This window comes from Haloarchaeobius iranensis, from assembly GCF_900103505.1.
In the GTDB taxonomy this organism is placed as follows: Archaea; Halobacteriota; Halobacteria; order Halobacteriales; family Natrialbaceae; genus Haloarchaeobius; species Haloarchaeobius iranensis.
Genome location: NZ_FNIA01000001.1, coordinates 81,618 through 96,504 on the forward strand (window position 1 = coordinate 81,618; position 14,887 = coordinate 96,504).

The following is a 14,887-nucleotide window of genomic DNA, read 5'->3' on the forward strand; positions in this document are numbered from 1 at the left end:
TGGCGAGCGATGCGCGAGAGAACGAGTGAGCACCGCACCGCCGGCGACCCGGTTACGCCGCGTCGACGACGAGCGCGATACTGTCCGCTCCCGAGAACTCGTGCCAGCGCCAGGCGGGAGCGGACTGCATACCAGTCCGTAGTCGGTCATCGGGTTTCATCGTTTCGGAGTTCTCGGAACGCTGCACGAGACTTATGCCGACCGGGCGAGCAGTCGTGTGATATGTCACGCCCTCCGCAGTTCGTGGCGGCCATCACCGTGCTGGTCGTCACCGCAGTCCTCCTCCCCGCCGTCAGCGTGGGTGCGCCGCCGGGCGGGTCCGGTGACTCGGTCGGCCCCACGACATCGACGGCGGCTGTCGACTCCAACGCCACACAGACGGTCGAGAACGAGACGGCGGTCAGCCTCTGGGCCGGGCCACCGGGGCTCGCAGAGCGGGTCGACGACGCCGACGAACTGCCGGACCACATCGGGGATCTCTCCCGTCAGTCGAACGTCGTTCCGCCCAACGGGTCGCTAGTCATCCGGGTCCAGCTCCCGGGACTCGATGCGCAGGTCCGGAACGCCACCGGCACGAACCGCACCGAACGGTTCCTCTCCGTCGCGGACGACCCCGCTCTGAACCTCAGGCTCTGGGTCCTTCAGGACGGGCCGATGGAGACACGGTTCGCCGCGCTGTCCCCGGCGAACGCGACGGTCGTCCGCGGCGACTCCCCGGACACGTACCACCTCGTCGTCGAGCCGCGCGACCTCCCCGCGGTCCCAGCCACCGGCGACACCGAGTTGCAGTACGTGGGCAATGACACCGGCGGGCCGCTCGCGTTCGCCCCCTCGCCCGCCGAACTGGACCACGAACCCTACGAATCCGGCTCCGGTCGGCTCTACTTCACGGCGGACTTCGCACACCACGACGGCCCGCCCGAGCACACCCGGCTCGCCCGGGCACCTCCCACGCTGACCGTCGCCCGGCCAGCGCCCGGCATCGCCCTCGTCGACCGCGAGGACGCGACCATTCACGGGACGACCTCGCTCCCGCCCGGCACCAGCGTCGACGTTCGCGTCGAGACTGCAGACGGCGACGTCGTCGCCGCGACGACCGCGACGGTCCACGCGAACAGCTCAGGACCCGACGTCTGGCCGGGGCGGCCGAACGGCTGGTCCACGGCCGTCGACGCCACCTCGCTCCCGGCTGACGCCGACCTCTCGGTCGTCGCGACCGTGGATTGGCGCGAGAACGCGGTCACCGAACGGGTCGACGCCGCGGTCGTGCCTGACGAGTCGCTCCTCGAACCGCGGCTCCGGATCCAGCGCGTCTCGAACGACACCGACCCGGCGAACCTCCCGGACTACGTCGGGCTCGACGGCCCGAGTACGCCGACGGTGCTGCTGGGCGACGACCTCGTCGTCACCGTCCAGTCGGCCGTCATCGCCGCCGAGGTCGAGGATGCACCGGGCGACAACCTGACCGAACGGTTCGCGGCGGCGTGGGACGGTGACACGCGGCTCCTGGTGGGCCACGACCACCGACCTGACCACGCGCCACCGCGGGTGTTCGACCTCGCAGATGCGGGGAACGTCACCGTCGTCGCGGGCGATGCACCGGCGACGTACCACGTGGTTCCGGACAGCTCGACGGCCGCCATCTTCCGAGGGGAACCCAGCCCCGACTCCAGGGAGCCACGGCTGGAGTACGTCTACGAGCGGTCGACGTTCCTCGTCGGGTTCAACCTGTTCGACGAGTTCGCCCCGCGCCCGTACGATCTCCCGCCGAACCAGACTGCCCAGGTCGAAACGCCCAGGGCCGCCATCGAGTACGACACCGATGGGGCCGTCCTGGGCCGGCCGTCGGGGAACGTCACCATCGACGGCGGGACATCCCTCCCGGCAGCCGCCGAGTTGACCATCGAGCTCCTCGACGCGAACTCGATGTCGGTGCTCGAACGCGTGCGGACGAATCCGGTCCCGGCCCGGGAGACAGGGACCGACTTCGACGGCCGGTTCTCCGCGACGTTCGAGCACGACACCCGGCAGGGAGTCGACTACGCCGTCCGGGCCACGTGGAACGGGCGGAACCTCACCGACCCGGTTCCACTCGAAGTCGTCCCCCGCGAGGCGAGCCTTGGGCTGGAGAACGAGACCGCCCGGTGGGGAATGTTCGTGAACGAGACCGTCCTCACCCACGGCGGCTTCGTCGTCCTCCGCGAGGGGAGCGTCGACGGGCCAGTCTTCGCCACAGAGTACGTCTACCCGGACGACACTCGCTCCGGCGTGCGGTTCGAAGAGGCCATCGAGGAGCCGACGACCGTGGTCGCGGTCGCCTACCGTGACGTGAACGACAACTACGAGTTCGACACGAGCGACGAACCCTACCGCGAGGACGGCGAGCCCGTGACTGCGACAGCAGTCATCCGACCGCCCGAGGAGACGGCGACGCCCACGGCGACCACGGCGCCGGGGTCCATCGTCGACACGCCGGCGACGACCGATCCCACGACGCCGACGCTCGGGATGTCCGACCCGAACGACACCGACGACGGCGGCTCGGTCCCCGGCTTCGGCGTCTCAGGAACTCTCGCGGCGCTCCTCGCACTCTGTGCACTGGTCGTCCGTCGCCGATAATCAGAACCGCTCGTCGTCCTCGACGACGAACTCGTAGAGCTCGTCCCCGGTCACGTCGATGCCCTGCCGCGAGAAGAACGCGGCGACGTTCCGGCAGTCGCGTTCGAGGAAGTCCCGTGCGTTGGGGTGGTGGACCGTCACCGCCTGCCCGAGGTCGATGACCACCAGCTCGCCGTCGTGGATGACCATGTTGTACTCGGAGAGGTCGCCGTGGACCAGCCCCGCAGTGTGGAGCCGCCGCATGTACTCCCGGACGACCTCGTAGGCGGTCTGGGGGTTCTCGACGTTCACCTCGGCGAGTCGCTTCGCGCGACCCTCCTCCGCGCCGATGTACTCCATGACGAGCACGTTCCGCTCGACCGCGAGCGGGTAGGGAACGCGGACGCCGGCGCGGCGGGCGCGCTGGAGGTTCGCGTACTCCTTGCGGACCCACGCGATGACGACCTGGGACTTCTTCGAGCCGATGCCCTCGAACCGGGGGTCGCCGACGAGGTAGTCGCGCATGTCCCGGAAGTCCGAGGCGTTGATGCGGTACACCTTGATGGCGACCTCGGGGGCGTCGGCACCGAGCACGTCGGCCGCGCCGTCGCCGCCGAGGGCGGTGTAGACGTTGGCCTCCTTCCCGGTCGAGATGGGGCCACCCAGCGCGTCGACCCACCCGTCCTGCACGAGCTTGTAGAGCGCGGCGTAGGTGGCGTCGTCGAACACCGACGCCTCGACCTTCAGCGACTCGTTGTCCTTGATGCGCTTTCTGAACTGGTCGAACTTGCGGTCGCGCTTGCGGGCGATGCGGTCGGCCTCGGTGTCGGTCACGTCGATGGCTTCCCACTCGTCGCCCGGCTCGTCGACGGCCTCCGGCTCCACCAGTCCGTACTCGTCGCTCATCTACGGCACGGTAACGTGACGAACGCGTAAAAGGCTGGGTATCGCGGAGCGAGACGGCTCAGATGTGTCCCTCCTCGCGGAGCTGGTCGGCGTCCTGCTTGTCGTAGCGCCAGGTGATGTCGGCCTTCTCGTCCTGCCAGTCCCACGGCTCGACGAGCACCACGTCGTCCTCCCGAATCCAGACCCGTTTCTGCATCTTGCCCGGAATCCGGGCTGTGCGCTCGACGCCGTCGGAACAGCGGACACGGACCCGGTTCGCACCGAGCATGTTCGTCACCGTCGCGAACACCTCGTCGTCCTCCGGCATGCGCAGGTTGCGTCGGCCACCGTCGTCGTTGTCACTCATGTGTCCCCGTATGGATGCCGCTACTTTTAATTCTTGTAGGATGGGCTGGAGCCCCAGTGTCGCAGCGTGGCGGGGGTCCCGGCTCGCCCGAGCGCCACCCGACGTGCGGAACGTACGCAGTGTTTTATATCCGACAGTCGAAGCGACCGTATGGAACGACGGGAAGCACTCCGGTCGCTCGCCGGCGCCGGCGTGCTCGCCGCCAGCGGTTGTCTCGGAATCGTCGGCCTCGGTTCGGAGCCCCCAGCCGCCGGTGACGTGTTCGAGGCTGACAGATACGAGGGTCGGGACCTGGTCGTCGAGCTGGCTGACGACGTGCCTGTCCAGGAGAGCACTCTCTACGACAGTGCGACGGGTACCGAGCACGAGACTGTCGACCGCCCCGGGAAGCGGGTCCGGTTCCCGGTCGTCTTCCCGGACCGGCTGGAGAGCTACGTCGACCGGGGACTGTCCGTGAAAGCGAAGGTGTCTGGCGGCTGGGTTCGTCGGTGGGTCTGGAGGCCGGTTCACGGGTCCGTCGAGAGCCTCGAGGTGCTGGCGGACGGCCGTGCGAAGCTCGACATCGAGAGCCAGGCCGAAGCACCGCTCCTCGTCAGATACGTCGGCTTCACGGGCGCCGTGGCGACCCCGACCGCCGATGCACGCGAGGGGTCGTTCGACGCCACACAGCTCGACGCTGGACCGGGCGTCGTCGGTGTCGACGAGGACCGGCCACCGTCACCGAGACGGTCCGACCTCGTCGTCCCCGGTGGGGAGACGAAGACGTTCGAGACGCTCTACGCACCGTTCGCTCCCGACGCGGCCAGGGGTGAGAGGACCAGCGGAGGTGGCGACCGGACGGTGTGGGTGTCCCTCGTCCACGGGTCGGGTGGGGTCACGTCGTACAGTTTCCCGCGCTGACACGCGTCGCTGCCGGTCCGGCGGCGAAACCACCACGTTCATTCGGCTCGGGGGTGGACTGCGTGACATGGCTGCCGACATGAGTCCGGGCGGAGGCTCGTCCGGTCCGATGAAGTACGCGAAGATGCTCGGGATCTCCGGCGCTCTCGGGTTCCTCTTCGTCCTCGCAGGTATCGGAATCATCGCAATCGAGGGGTCGCTCATCCTCGCCGCCGGCTTCGCGCTCGTCGTCGCGGGGCTCGGCCTGCTGCTCAAGGCGCTCGTGAGCAACGCGCTCGGGATGCTCGGGATGGGCGGGATGTTCTAGCGGTTTTCGAGCGGTTCTGCGACGACTACTGGACTGCCGACAACACCTCGAAAGCCCCCGCCGTCTCGGCTCCCGCGACTGGCGAGACTCCGCCGTGGTCTCGCTGCGCTCGCTCCGAACCACGCACCGCGCCCCTCCCGGCTGGTCCGGGAACGTCGCGACCGGTTCCTCGGCCGCGGTGTTTACACTGTATGTAAACTTTCGGTGCGAGGAGCGGGGCTATCGAGGTGGATTCGAGTCCCCGGCGGACACCGGAGCGGGGACAGCCACTGACAGCACGATTCCCGCCACCCAGACGGGTTAGAACGCGTTGCTGCCGGCCTCGTCGGCGCGGTGCTCGCTGATGAGGCGGTCGACCATCTCCGATTTCTGGTCCTTCTTGCGCTCCGCGGCGCGGTCCGCCCAGTCGTCGATGACGGCCTCGACGTCGTCTTCGCGGGCGACGGCGAGCTCGTCGACCTCCTGCATCGCCACGTCGTCGGCGGGGCCGACGGGAACCTCGTGCTCGAACAGCACCTCGTCGGCGACGTCCGAGAGCCCGCCCTCCTTGAGGACGACGCGGGGGTCGTGGTCGACGAGCTTCTCGGCGGTCGACCGACCCGCGCCGGAGGCGTCGCGCAGGTAGACCACGTCGTCGGGTGCGAGCCCGTAGTTGTCGTGGGCGTCGTCGATGGCGTCCCTGGTGAACTTGTCGACGGGTTTGACCGGGACGAGCCCGCGTTTCTTCTCCTCGACGTCGGCGAAGTTGGAGTGGTCGAGCTTCCAGAGCTCCTTCAGCCGGGCGAGCTTGCCCTCCAGCGCCTCGATTGTCTCCTCGCGGTCCGCGACGTCGCGTTCGAGCGCGTCGTTCCGGCGCTCCAGCCGGGTGACCGTGCGGCGTTCGCGGGCCTCGCGACGTTCCTCGCGGCGGGCATCGGAGAGCTCCGACTCCAGGTCGTCGATGCGCTCGTCCTTCTCGTCGACGGTGTCCTGCAGGTCGTCGACGTGGTCCTGCAGGCGCTCGACCTGCCGTTCGAGGTCGCGGATGCGCTTCTCCTCGGCGGTCAGCTCGCGCGGGTCGTGCTCGTGCTCCTCGGGGTCCTCCTCGTCCTCCTCCACGAGGTCGTCGACGACGGCCTCGACGCTCCCGTCACCGCCGAGCACGCGCTCGATGACGACGCCCCGGTCGAGCGTCGGCGGCGTCTTCCGGGCGATGCGCTCGAACTGGTCCGCGTGGTCGTCGAAGGCAAAGAGCGCGGCGGCGAGGGCGTCGCGCTCGTGGTCGTTGTCGTAGCCCTCCTCGCGGGTCCGGTGTTGCTTCTCGTCGACGGGGAGGTCGGAAGCGGGGACCCACGGCGCGGCGTCGAAGCTCCGGCGGACCTTCTCGACGGTCTCCGGCATCGGCTCCACGTCGGCCGCGACGATGACGGGCCGCCCGCGCTCGATTATCCACTCGATGACCGCGGCGGTGTCGGCGGTGCGCGTCGAGAGCACGTCGTGGACCTGTCCGTCGAGCGAGACGACCGCGACCGCCGTGGTGGTGCCGGGGTCCATCCCGACGATGACGTGGTCGCGGCGCTTGGCCAGCGGCTCGAACTCGATGCCGTCGCGGCGCTCCCGTTCGATCTCGACCCGCGTGTCGCCCGAGCGGCCGCGGGAGACGGGGATGTCGGCCGGGTGGGCGTCGACGGTGAAGACGGCGTTGGCGTAGCCGCCGTACTTCTCGGTCGGGTCCATCTCGTAGTCGAGCCCGGCGTCGTCGAGCGCCGAGGCGACCTCCCGGGCGCGGGCCCTGACGTTGCCGTGGATGCGCCGGGTGTAGCGGTCCTGGCTCCAGCCGCCGCTACCGGTCGAGCGGCCTCGGGACACCTTCACGGTCGTCGTGTCGGTGAAGGCGCTCACCTCGTAGCCGACGTTGGCGGCGGCGAGGCGGGCGGCGGCCTCGGCCTCCTGCATGGGGTCCTTGCCGTACGGGACGCCGTGGCGGGAGGCGACGCGGGAGAGGGGTTCGGGCTGTTCGTCGCCCGTGACCTGTACGAGCCGTGTCTCGTCCGGCAGGCTGCCGAGGAAGTGGACGAGGGCGTCCTTGTCCTCGGCGAGTTCGTACATGTTGTCCGTGGCGACGATGGTCGGCGCCTCGTCGTCGATGCGGCGGCGGAGCTTCCGGTAGGTGACGACGTCGCGCTCGAGGGATTCGCCGTCGAACACGACGAGCGCGTAGGAGGGGGCGTCCCCCCGGACGTCCCCGCTCTGGATGTCGACGCCGAACACCACCGCGTCGAGGGCCGTGGTACGGGCGCTCACAGGCAGTCGTTGGGGAGGTATCTGTATAAATTCCGCGGGGAACCGCAACGTTGCAGTCGGGATGTAACGGACGCGTTACGGTAAAGGGGAGTTTACAGGCCGATGCCAGAGACCGACACCGTCGGTCCCGCCGCCGAGACTGCGTTCCGACACCTGCACGCCGCCCTCTGGCTCTGCTCTGGGGTCGGGCTCGGGGTGTCATCGTCGCCGGCTACCCGCTGGTCGGCGTGGAGGCGTTCGCCGCCTGTGCCGTCGGCGCAGTCGTCGGCTACGGCCGGTACAGCGGCCCGCTGTTCGACGAACGCGACCAGCGGCTCCACGAGGCCGCGAGCGCCGTGAGGAACGAGGGCTGACACGGGGAGCCGCGGCGGCGCCCGACGTGACGCGACAGAGCAGCAACGCCATCGAGCGCGGCCGCTCCGACCCGAGCCTCGAACTCGCGCTCGAGCTCGCCGACGAGTTCGACTGTTCGGTCGAGGAGCTGTTCCGGCTGGAGGAGTGGCCCGACGGCGAGGTCAGTACAGGTCGCCGCGTGCGACCGGGACGACCCGACCGCCGACCTGTACCTCGATGTCGCCGTCTCCGCCGTCGCCGTCGTCCTGCTCCGCGGCCACGAGGTGGAGCAGCGACGGCCGCCCCATCTCGTAGCCCTGCTCGACGACCGCGTCGAGGGGCTCGCCCCGGTGCCGGACCAGGTAGCCGGCGAGACAGCCGTTCGAGGAACCCGTCGCCGGGTCCTCCGTCACGTCGTAATAGGGTGCGAACACGCGGTCGGCGTAGTCGTGGCCCGGGTCGCGGGGCTCCGGGCAGAACGCGAGGACGTTCTTGCCCTCGTGGTCGTCGGTCAGTTCCGCGTAGCCGGCGAGGTCGACCTCGGCGCGTTCGAGTGCGTCCCGGTGGCGGAGCGGGACGACGACGGTCGGGAGCCCGGTCGACACCCACCTGACCGGGAGGTCGTCGCGGATGTCGTCGACCGCGAGTCCGAGCGCGGCGGCAGCCGTCTCGCGGTCGAACGTCTCGCCGAACTCGGGCGGCTGCTGTGTCATCCAGTACAGCGGGTCGCCGCCGTCGCCCTCGACGCGGACCGGCACGTCGCCGACTTCGAGGTGGAGCGTGATCGGGTCCGGGTCACCCGGGGCGAGGTGCTCCCGGACGACCGCCGCCGTCCCGAGCGTCGGGTGGCCCGCGAACGGTATCTCGCTGTTGGGCGTGAAGATGCGCACGTCCCAGCCGTCGTCGTCGCGACCCGTGACGAACGTCGACTCGGAGTAGTTCATCTCGTTCGCGACCGCCTGCATCTCGTCGGTCGAGAGGTCGCCCGCGTCCGTCACCACCGCGAGCTGGTTCCCGGCGTACCGTTCCGTGGCGAACACGTCGCAGATGTGGAACTCGTGGGACACGACCGTCGATGCGACCGCGAGCGTGAAAAGCGAACCCCTCGCATGCGACCGCCCCGCACGGTCTCGGCGGTCACTCGCCGTCCGGATACGGGATCTCGACCGTGTCACCGTCGTCGGGAATCAGCACCTCGCCGTCGAACGCCTCCCGAGCCTCGGTCCGGTGCATCTTCACGTCGTTCGCGTACCGCGACGAGACGTGCGTGAGCGCCAGCCGCTTCGCCCCGGCACGCTGGGCGACTTCTCCGGCCTGCTTGGCCGTCGAGTGGCCGGTCTGACCGGCCCGGTCGCGGCGGTCCTCCGCGAACGTCGCGTCGTGGACCAGCAGGTCGGCCTGCTCGGCGGCCTCGACGGTCGCGTCGACGGGCCGGCTATCGCCGGTGAAGACGAACCGGCGACCCGGACGGGGGTCGCCGACGACCTGGTCGGGACTGATGACGGTGCCGTCGTCGAGTTCGACCGCGTTCCCCTCGTGGAGTTCGGAGAACTTCGGGCCGACTGGGACGCCCAGTTCCTCCGCGCGCTCGCGGTCGAACCGGCCCTTCCGGTCGTCCTCGACGAGCGCGTAGCCGACCGCGGTCGTCCGGTGCTCGACCTCGAACGCCCGAACCTCGTACTCCTCGCGGCGGAGCGCCACGTCGCCGGCACTGACCTCGTGGACCCGGACCGGGAACGACGGGCGCGCACCGGTCGCGTTGATGAGTCGCTCGACGAGGGGTTTCTCGCCCGGCGGACAGTGGATGGCCAGGGCGGCGTCGCGCTCGTTGAAGTCCATCGTCTGGACCAGGCCCGGGATGCCCAGCACGTGGTCGCCGTGGGTGTGCGTGACGAAGATGTGGTCCACCGAGAACCCCGTCCCGAAGCGCATCATCTGGCGCTGGGTCCCCTCGCCGCAGTCGAAGAGGAAGGCGTCACCCTCGCGCTGGCAGTAGAGAGAGGTTGGGTTGCGCTGGGTGGTCGGCACGGCCCCGCTGGTCCCGAGGAAGGTCACGCGCATCGACATGGTACACCGTCCAGCGGGGACCGGTAAACCGGTGTCGAATCGGTCGACCCACAGCTGGAACCGTTCACGACCGTTCAGAACCGCCGATTCGGTTGAATTCGGCCAAATCGTTCGTAACCGAGTTCCCGGTTTATACCCTCCGAACCCCCAGGGGTAGCTACGATGTCACGATCCACTGCACTGCTCGCAATCGCACTGGCCGCCCTCCTCGTGACCGCCGGCTGTCTCGGCGGCGTCGCCGGGACAGGGGACGGCGCGAACACCGGTGACGATGCGGACACCGGCTCCGACGACACCAGCGTGTCGTTCTACGTGAGCGACCGCCCGGGCGCTATCGACCAGTTCGAACACCTCAACGTCACCATCACGTCCGTCGGCTTCCACCAGGCCGACGAGAGCGGTGACGAGACGGACGAAGCTGACGAGGACGCCGACGAGAACGAGACCACCGCCGAACCGGAGGACGTGAACGAGACGGCCACCGAGGACGTGAACGAGACGATCAGCCAGACTGAGACGAACACGACCACGGACGCGCCGGAGACGGACTCCGAGGACTCGAGCGACGGCACCGACACCGAGAGCGACGACGAGTCCGACAGCGACGACGCCGAATCCGACGGCGACGGAGAGGCGACCGAGCCCGGCAGCGAATCCGAGGGCTGGGTCACCCACGAGGTGGACAACCGCACCGTCGACCTGACCGAGCTGCAGGGTGCGAACGCCTCCCGGCTCGCCGACTTCAACGTCAGCGCGGGCGAGTACGACAGAGTGTTCGTCCACGTCAGCGAGGTCCAGGGCACACTGGAGAACGGCGAGCAGGTCGACGTCAAGCTCCCGAGCGACAAGCTCCAGATCAACAAGCAGTTCACCGCCGAGTCCGGCTCGAACCTGAGCTTCGTGTTCGACATCATGGTCCACGAGGCCGGCAACTCCGGACAGTACATCCTTCGTCCGGTCGTGAGCGAGTCCGGCACCGGCGACCAGGTCGAGATCGACGACGTCGACGCGGACGAGCGTGAGGGCGAACGCGGCCCGCCCGAGAACGCAGGCCCCGGGAACGACGGGGAGAGCGACGATGGTGAATCGAGCGACGACGACAGCGACTCGGCCGGCACCGAGACCGAACTCGAACTCGCCGTCGACGGCCAGGTCAGAGCCGGTGAGACGGTGACGCTGACTGTCACCGGAAACGACGACGCCGCCGTCGCCAATGCGACCGTCTCCGTCGACGGCGAGACGGTCGGCACCACCGACGCCGACGGCACCATCGAACTCACTGTGCCGGACGACGCCGAGGAGCTCGAAGTGACAGCCACGAAGGACGACGCCGAGGCAGAACAGTCGTGGCCGGTCCGCGGTAACGGCGGACAGGGCCGCGTGGCAGTCACTGCGTGACCACCTGACCGCTCGGCCTCTATCTTCGTCCCGTAACGAGCCTCGTGAACCTGATTTTTCGAGCCCGTTAACGGGCTGATTAACACGGTCGAGAGCCGTTCATCCGTCGGTTCCCCCGTTTCTCAACTGATGGAAATCACTATTAGATAGTTCATGAGTGCGATTACCGGACGTTCCGTGTGACCACCACACGTGAAACCGAGGTCAGAATGGACAGAAACGGGCATCAATGAGTTAATATGATGTCCATCATCCGCGCCTTCAATTGATTACCAGTTATCTGGAAATTAACTTTGGACACGTAGAAATGAGGGAGAGGTACTGCGGGAGCGGTTCTCGCAGGGGGAAAGGATGAATCGGAAACTCCTAGCACTACTGCTCGCCAGTCTGATGGTATTCGGTTTCACGACTCCGTACGTTGCGGCCGGAGCTCCAACCGACCAGCAGGCAGGCACTTCGACAGAGATCGTACAGGCAGGCGTCAGCGGTGAGGACGTCGCATCAATCTCCGAGGACGCGTCCGCGCCCGAAACGGCGTGGGTCCAGCCTGCACTCGAACAGCAGTTCGAGCAGCAGGACGTCACACAGGTAGTCGTCCGGCTCGGAACGCCGGACCTACGGTCGTCGCTCGGCCGTGAGGCTACCATCCAGGGCCTCCAGTCCCACGCAGAGCGGACCCAGGAACCGATTCTCGACTGGGCCAGCGAGCGTGACGGCGTCGCAGTCGAGAACACGTTCTGGTTGGCCAACGCCGTCGTGCTCTCGGTCCGGTCCAGCGGCGACAGCAGCGTGACCCTCGACCGGCTCGCACAGCTCGACGGTGTCGAGGAGCTCCACGCCAACTTCGAGGTCTCGGCACCCGAGCCGGTGGACAGTCAGGAGGTACGCAGCTCCTCCGACCACCCCGCGACCTACGGGCTGAACCAGATCAACGCGACCGAGGTCTGGGACCAGTTCGGCACCATGGGTGAAGGCACGAAGGTCGCCATCCTCGACACCGGTGTCGACCCGAGCCACCCGGACATCGACCTCTACACCGAGAACGCTTCGGACCCGACCTACCCCGGCGGGTGGGCCGAGTTCGACGGTAGCGGTAACCAGGTCCCGGACAGCGAGCCCTACGACTCCGACGGCCACGGCACGCACACCTCCGGAACGGCGACCGGTGGCAACGCCAGCGGTGAGTACATCGGCGTCGCGCCGGAGTCCAACCTAATCCACGGTGGCGTCCTCACGCCCGAGGGCGGTACCTTCGCCGCCATCATCGGCGGCATGGAGTGGGCCGTCCAGGAGGACGCCGACGTCATGTCGATGAGTCTCGGCTGCACCAACGCACCGTGTTACGAAGAAGGGATGATCGAACCGACGCTGAACGCGGAGGCTGCGGGCACCGTCGTCGTCGCGTCCTCCGGGAACGACGGCGAGGGTGCGAGCAGCTCACCCGGTAACGTCTGGGACGCCGTCGCGGTCGGCGCGTCCAACGAGGGCGCCGACATCGCCGACTTCTCCAGCGGCATGGAAGTCGACACGGACAGTGCCTGGGGCGACGCCGCACCCTCGCACTGGCCCGACACCTACATCGTGCCCGACGTATCCGCGCCCGGGGTGGACGTGAAGAGCTCCGTCCCCGGCGGTGGCTACGCCGAGTACTCCGGCACGTCCATGTCCTCGCCGCACACGGCGGGCGCAGTCGCGCTGATGCGCTCCGCCTCCGGTGGCGATGCCAGCGTCTCGATGGTCAAGGACGCGCTCCGTGAGACCGCGTGGAAGCCGGACGGCGAACCGTCCGGCAACGACACGCGCTACGGTGCCGGTATCATCAACGCCCTCGAGGCGACCCAGATGGTCGCACTCGAACAGGGCGTCGAGGGAACCGTCACCGACGCTGACGGCAACGCCATCGAAGACGCTGAAGTCAACATCGCCGGCGGTGGTTCCGGAACGACCAACGCCTCTGGGTACTACAGCATCATCGCCCAGAACGGCACCTACGACGTGACCGCCAGCGCGTTCGGCTACGAGTCCGCCACGGAGACCGTCACCGTCGACGGTGACTACGTCACCCAGGACTTCTCGCTGAGCCCGACGCTGGATGTCCGGCTGCTGAGCGGACAGCCGTCCGCCATCGAGGCCGGTGAGAACGCCACCGCGGTCGCAGAGGCCGCGAACCTCGAAGCCTACACGGCCGAACTCGGCGACGGCTACAGCGAGGCGAACGCCACGCTGTACGTCAACGGCCAGGAGGTGCCGTGGGGCCAGACGGTCACCTTCGACGAGCCGACCGACGTCACCGCCACGGTGACCGTCGAGACGACCGCGGACACCAGTGGGACGGTCTCGGTCATCCACACCTTCGAGGGGCTCAACGATTCCATCGAGGTCACGACCGGTCCGACTGACGTGTTCGAGGAGTTCACCCAGGTCGGCGTCGTCGACGACGGCGGTGACTACGGGCAGGCTGTCAAGGGCACCCTCCAGGAGTACCTGCCCGCCAACTACCAGGTGTCGGTCATGACCTCCGACGAGGCCATGAACAACGTCGATACGTACGACAGCTTCGTCGTGCAGAACATCGACGATTCCAACGGCGAGGCGTTCGCCTCCGCCACGAGCGCGGTCACGACAGGCGTGGTCTGGCTCGACAACTGGGGCAGCAGCAGTAACGGTGTCCCGGTCCGCTCCTCGGCCATCGGCGACCCCGCCAACACCGACGATGCGTTCGGTGACGGTGTGGTCTCCTACGAGGTGACCAGCGACCACCCGATCTTCGAGGGTGTCGCCGAACCCGGTGAGAGCGTCCAGCTCCACACCGCCACCCTGTTCAACGACCACTCCTGGTTCACCGACACCAACGCGGCCGTCATCGGGAACCTCCACACCGCAGATGCCGGTGTGAAGGGCCCGGGCATCGCGGTCGATGCGGACCGCTGGGGCGTCATGGCGTCCACGCTCGGCCGTGAGACGTTCGTCGAGGACGGCGACTTCACCGAGGAGGCCGACCAGATCCTCGCGAACTCGGTGCTGTTCGCGTCCGACACGCCCGAACCCGTCGGGACGGTCGACGTCACGGAGACGACGGTCCAGCCCGGCGAGGACGCGACCGTCACCGTCTGGACCGGCGACATCGACAACGTCTCCGGCTACCAGGCCGAGCTGAACTTCGACCCGACCAAGCTCCAGGTCGCGGACATCAACGGCGTCGACTTCGCCGACCCCGTGACGAACATCGACAACGAGAACGGCACCATCTCCATGGCCCAGGCCGGTGCGGCCGGCGTGGACAACCCCGAGATGGCCGAGATCGAGTTCGACGTGCTCATGGACGACTTCAACCAGTCGGCTGAAGTCTCCTGGAACGTCGGCGGCTCGATGATCACCCACCCGAACGGTACCGCGCCGCTCGTTGACTGGACCGGTGGGATGGTCCAGACCGCCGACTGTACGGCTGGCGACGTCAACTCCGACGGTTCGATCACCGTCCAGGACGCGACGCTCACCCAGCAGTACATCGTCGGTGACGACCCGGCCAACTTCAACCCGAGCTGTGCCGACATGAACGGTGACGGCCAGATCACCTCCGCCGACGTGACCCTCATCCTCGAGGAGATCGTCGGGAGCAGCATCTCGGCACCGCAGCCGATGACGGCCTCCGAACTCGTCGGCCTGCAGGCCGAAGCCTGACCGGGGCAGCACATCCAGCCGTACCGTTCGCCGACCACCTCGCCTCCGTGCGGGGCTGTTTCGAAGAC

At 68.2% G+C, this 14,887-nt stretch carries 11 protein-coding genes and 1 pseudogene; 7 read left to right on the forward strand and 5 right to left on the reverse strand.

Annotated elements, in window-relative coordinates:
- The first annotated feature begins 222 nt into the window (after window positions 1-222).
- A complete protein-coding gene (locus BLT27_RS00365) occupies window positions 223-2,619 on the forward strand; it encodes a DUF7282 domain-containing protein (protein WP_089731045.1) in 2,397 nt (798 codons plus the stop codon).
- Here the strand turns inward: BLT27_RS00365 and rio1 are convergent, their stop codons facing one another.
- A complete protein-coding gene (rio1, locus tag BLT27_RS00370; protein ID WP_089731046.1) occupies window positions 2,620-3,504 on the reverse strand; it encodes a serine/threonine-protein kinase Rio1 in 885 nt (294 codons plus the stop codon).
- A gap of 58 nt (window positions 3,505-3,562) precedes the next feature.
- Entirely contained in the window at window positions 3,563-3,850 is a 288-nt protein-coding gene (eif1A, locus tag BLT27_RS00375; protein ID WP_089731047.1) for a translation initiation factor eIF-1A, read from the reverse strand.
- Window positions 3,851-4,000: 150 nt separating this feature from the next.
- Between eif1A and BLT27_RS00380 the strand changes: the two genes are divergently transcribed.
- Window positions 4,001-4,750, forward strand: a complete 750-nt coding sequence (locus tag BLT27_RS00380) for a hypothetical protein (protein ID WP_089731048.1) — start codon at window positions 4,001-4,003, stop codon at window positions 4,748-4,750.
- Between the two features lie 67 nt (window positions 4,751-4,817).
- Entirely contained in the window at window positions 4,818-5,057 is a 240-nt protein-coding gene (locus BLT27_RS00385; protein ID WP_245707564.1) for a DUF7470 family protein, read from the forward strand.
- A gap of 300 nt (window positions 5,058-5,357) precedes the next feature.
- Here the strand turns inward: BLT27_RS00385 and BLT27_RS00390 are convergent, their stop codons facing one another.
- The gene (locus tag BLT27_RS00390; RefSeq protein ID WP_089731049.1) at window positions 5,358-7,340 is read right to left on the reverse strand and encodes a DUF460 domain-containing protein; all 1,983 of its coding nucleotides are present in this window, start codon (window positions 7,338-7,340) and stop codon (window positions 5,358-5,360) included.
- A 227-nt stretch (window positions 7,341-7,567) separates the two neighbouring features.
- Here BLT27_RS00390 and BLT27_RS20330 point away from each other — a divergent pair, with 227 nt between their 5' ends.
- Entirely contained in the window at window positions 7,568-7,693 is a 126-nt protein-coding gene (locus tag BLT27_RS20330; protein ID WP_281241440.1) for a hypothetical protein, read from the forward strand.
- Window positions 7,690-7,836, forward strand: a pseudogene (locus BLT27_RS20085) (helix-turn-helix transcriptional regulator); the annotation flags it as partial. The gene BLT27_RS20330 and the pseudogene BLT27_RS20085, both read left to right, overlap by 4 nt.
- A gap of 19 nt (window positions 7,837-7,855) precedes the next feature.
- On the opposite strand, the gene BLT27_RS00400 reads toward BLT27_RS20085, so the two are convergent.
- Window positions 7,856-8,740 (reverse strand): PhzF family phenazine biosynthesis protein, encoded by an 885-nt coding sequence (locus BLT27_RS00400; protein ID WP_089731050.1) that lies wholly within the window; start codon window positions 8,738-8,740, stop codon window positions 7,856-7,858.
- A gap of 70 nt (window positions 8,741-8,810) precedes the next feature.
- A complete protein-coding gene (gene rnz, locus BLT27_RS00405) occupies window positions 8,811-9,740 on the reverse strand; it encodes a ribonuclease Z (protein ID WP_089731051.1) in 930 nt (309 codons plus the stop codon).
- A 162-nt stretch (window positions 9,741-9,902) separates the two neighbouring features.
- Here rnz and BLT27_RS00410 point away from each other — a divergent pair, with 162 nt between their 5' ends.
- Both BLT27_RS00410 and BLT27_RS00415 read left to right on the forward strand, forming a co-directional pair.
- Entirely contained in the window at window positions 9,903-11,138 is a 1,236-nt protein-coding gene (locus tag BLT27_RS00410) for a DUF4382 domain-containing protein (protein WP_089731052.1), read from the forward strand.
- Window positions 11,139-11,528: 390 nt separating this feature from the next.
- Window positions 11,529-14,819, forward strand: coding sequence for a S8 family serine peptidase (locus tag BLT27_RS00415; protein ID WP_175526324.1), 3,291 nt, complete (start codon window positions 11,529-11,531; stop codon window positions 14,817-14,819).
- The last annotated feature ends 68 nt before the right edge of the window (window positions 14,820-14,887 follow it).

Bases quoted from the DNA above. Each gene is read 5' to 3' on its own strand.
- BLT27_RS00380 (WP_089731048.1), top strand. From the start codon at position 4,001: ATGGAACGACGGGAAGCACTCCGGTCGCTCGCCGGCGCCGGCGTGCTC.
- rnz (WP_089731051.1), bottom strand. From the start codon at position 9,740: ATGTCGATGCGCGTGACCTTCCTCGGGACCAGCGGGGCCGTGCCGACC.
- BLT27_RS00385 (WP_245707564.1), top strand. From the start codon at position 4,818: ATGGCTGCCGACATGAGTCCGGGCGGAGGCTCGTCCGGTCCGATGAAG.
- BLT27_RS00410 (WP_089731052.1), top strand. From the start codon at position 9,903: ATGTCACGATCCACTGCACTGCTCGCAATCGCACTGGCCGCCCTCCTC.
- eif1A (WP_089731047.1), bottom strand. From the start codon at position 3,850: ATGAGTGACAACGACGACGGTGGCCGACGCAACCTGCGCATGCCGGAG.
- BLT27_RS00365 (WP_089731045.1), top strand. From the start codon at position 223: ATGTCACGCCCTCCGCAGTTCGTGGCGGCCATCACCGTGCTGGTCGTC.
- BLT27_RS00415 (WP_175526324.1), top strand. From the start codon at position 11,529: ATGGTATTCGGTTTCACGACTCCGTACGTTGCGGCCGGAGCTCCAACC.
- rio1 (WP_089731046.1), bottom strand. From the start codon at position 3,504: ATGAGCGACGAGTACGGACTGGTGGAGCCGGAGGCCGTCGACGAGCCG.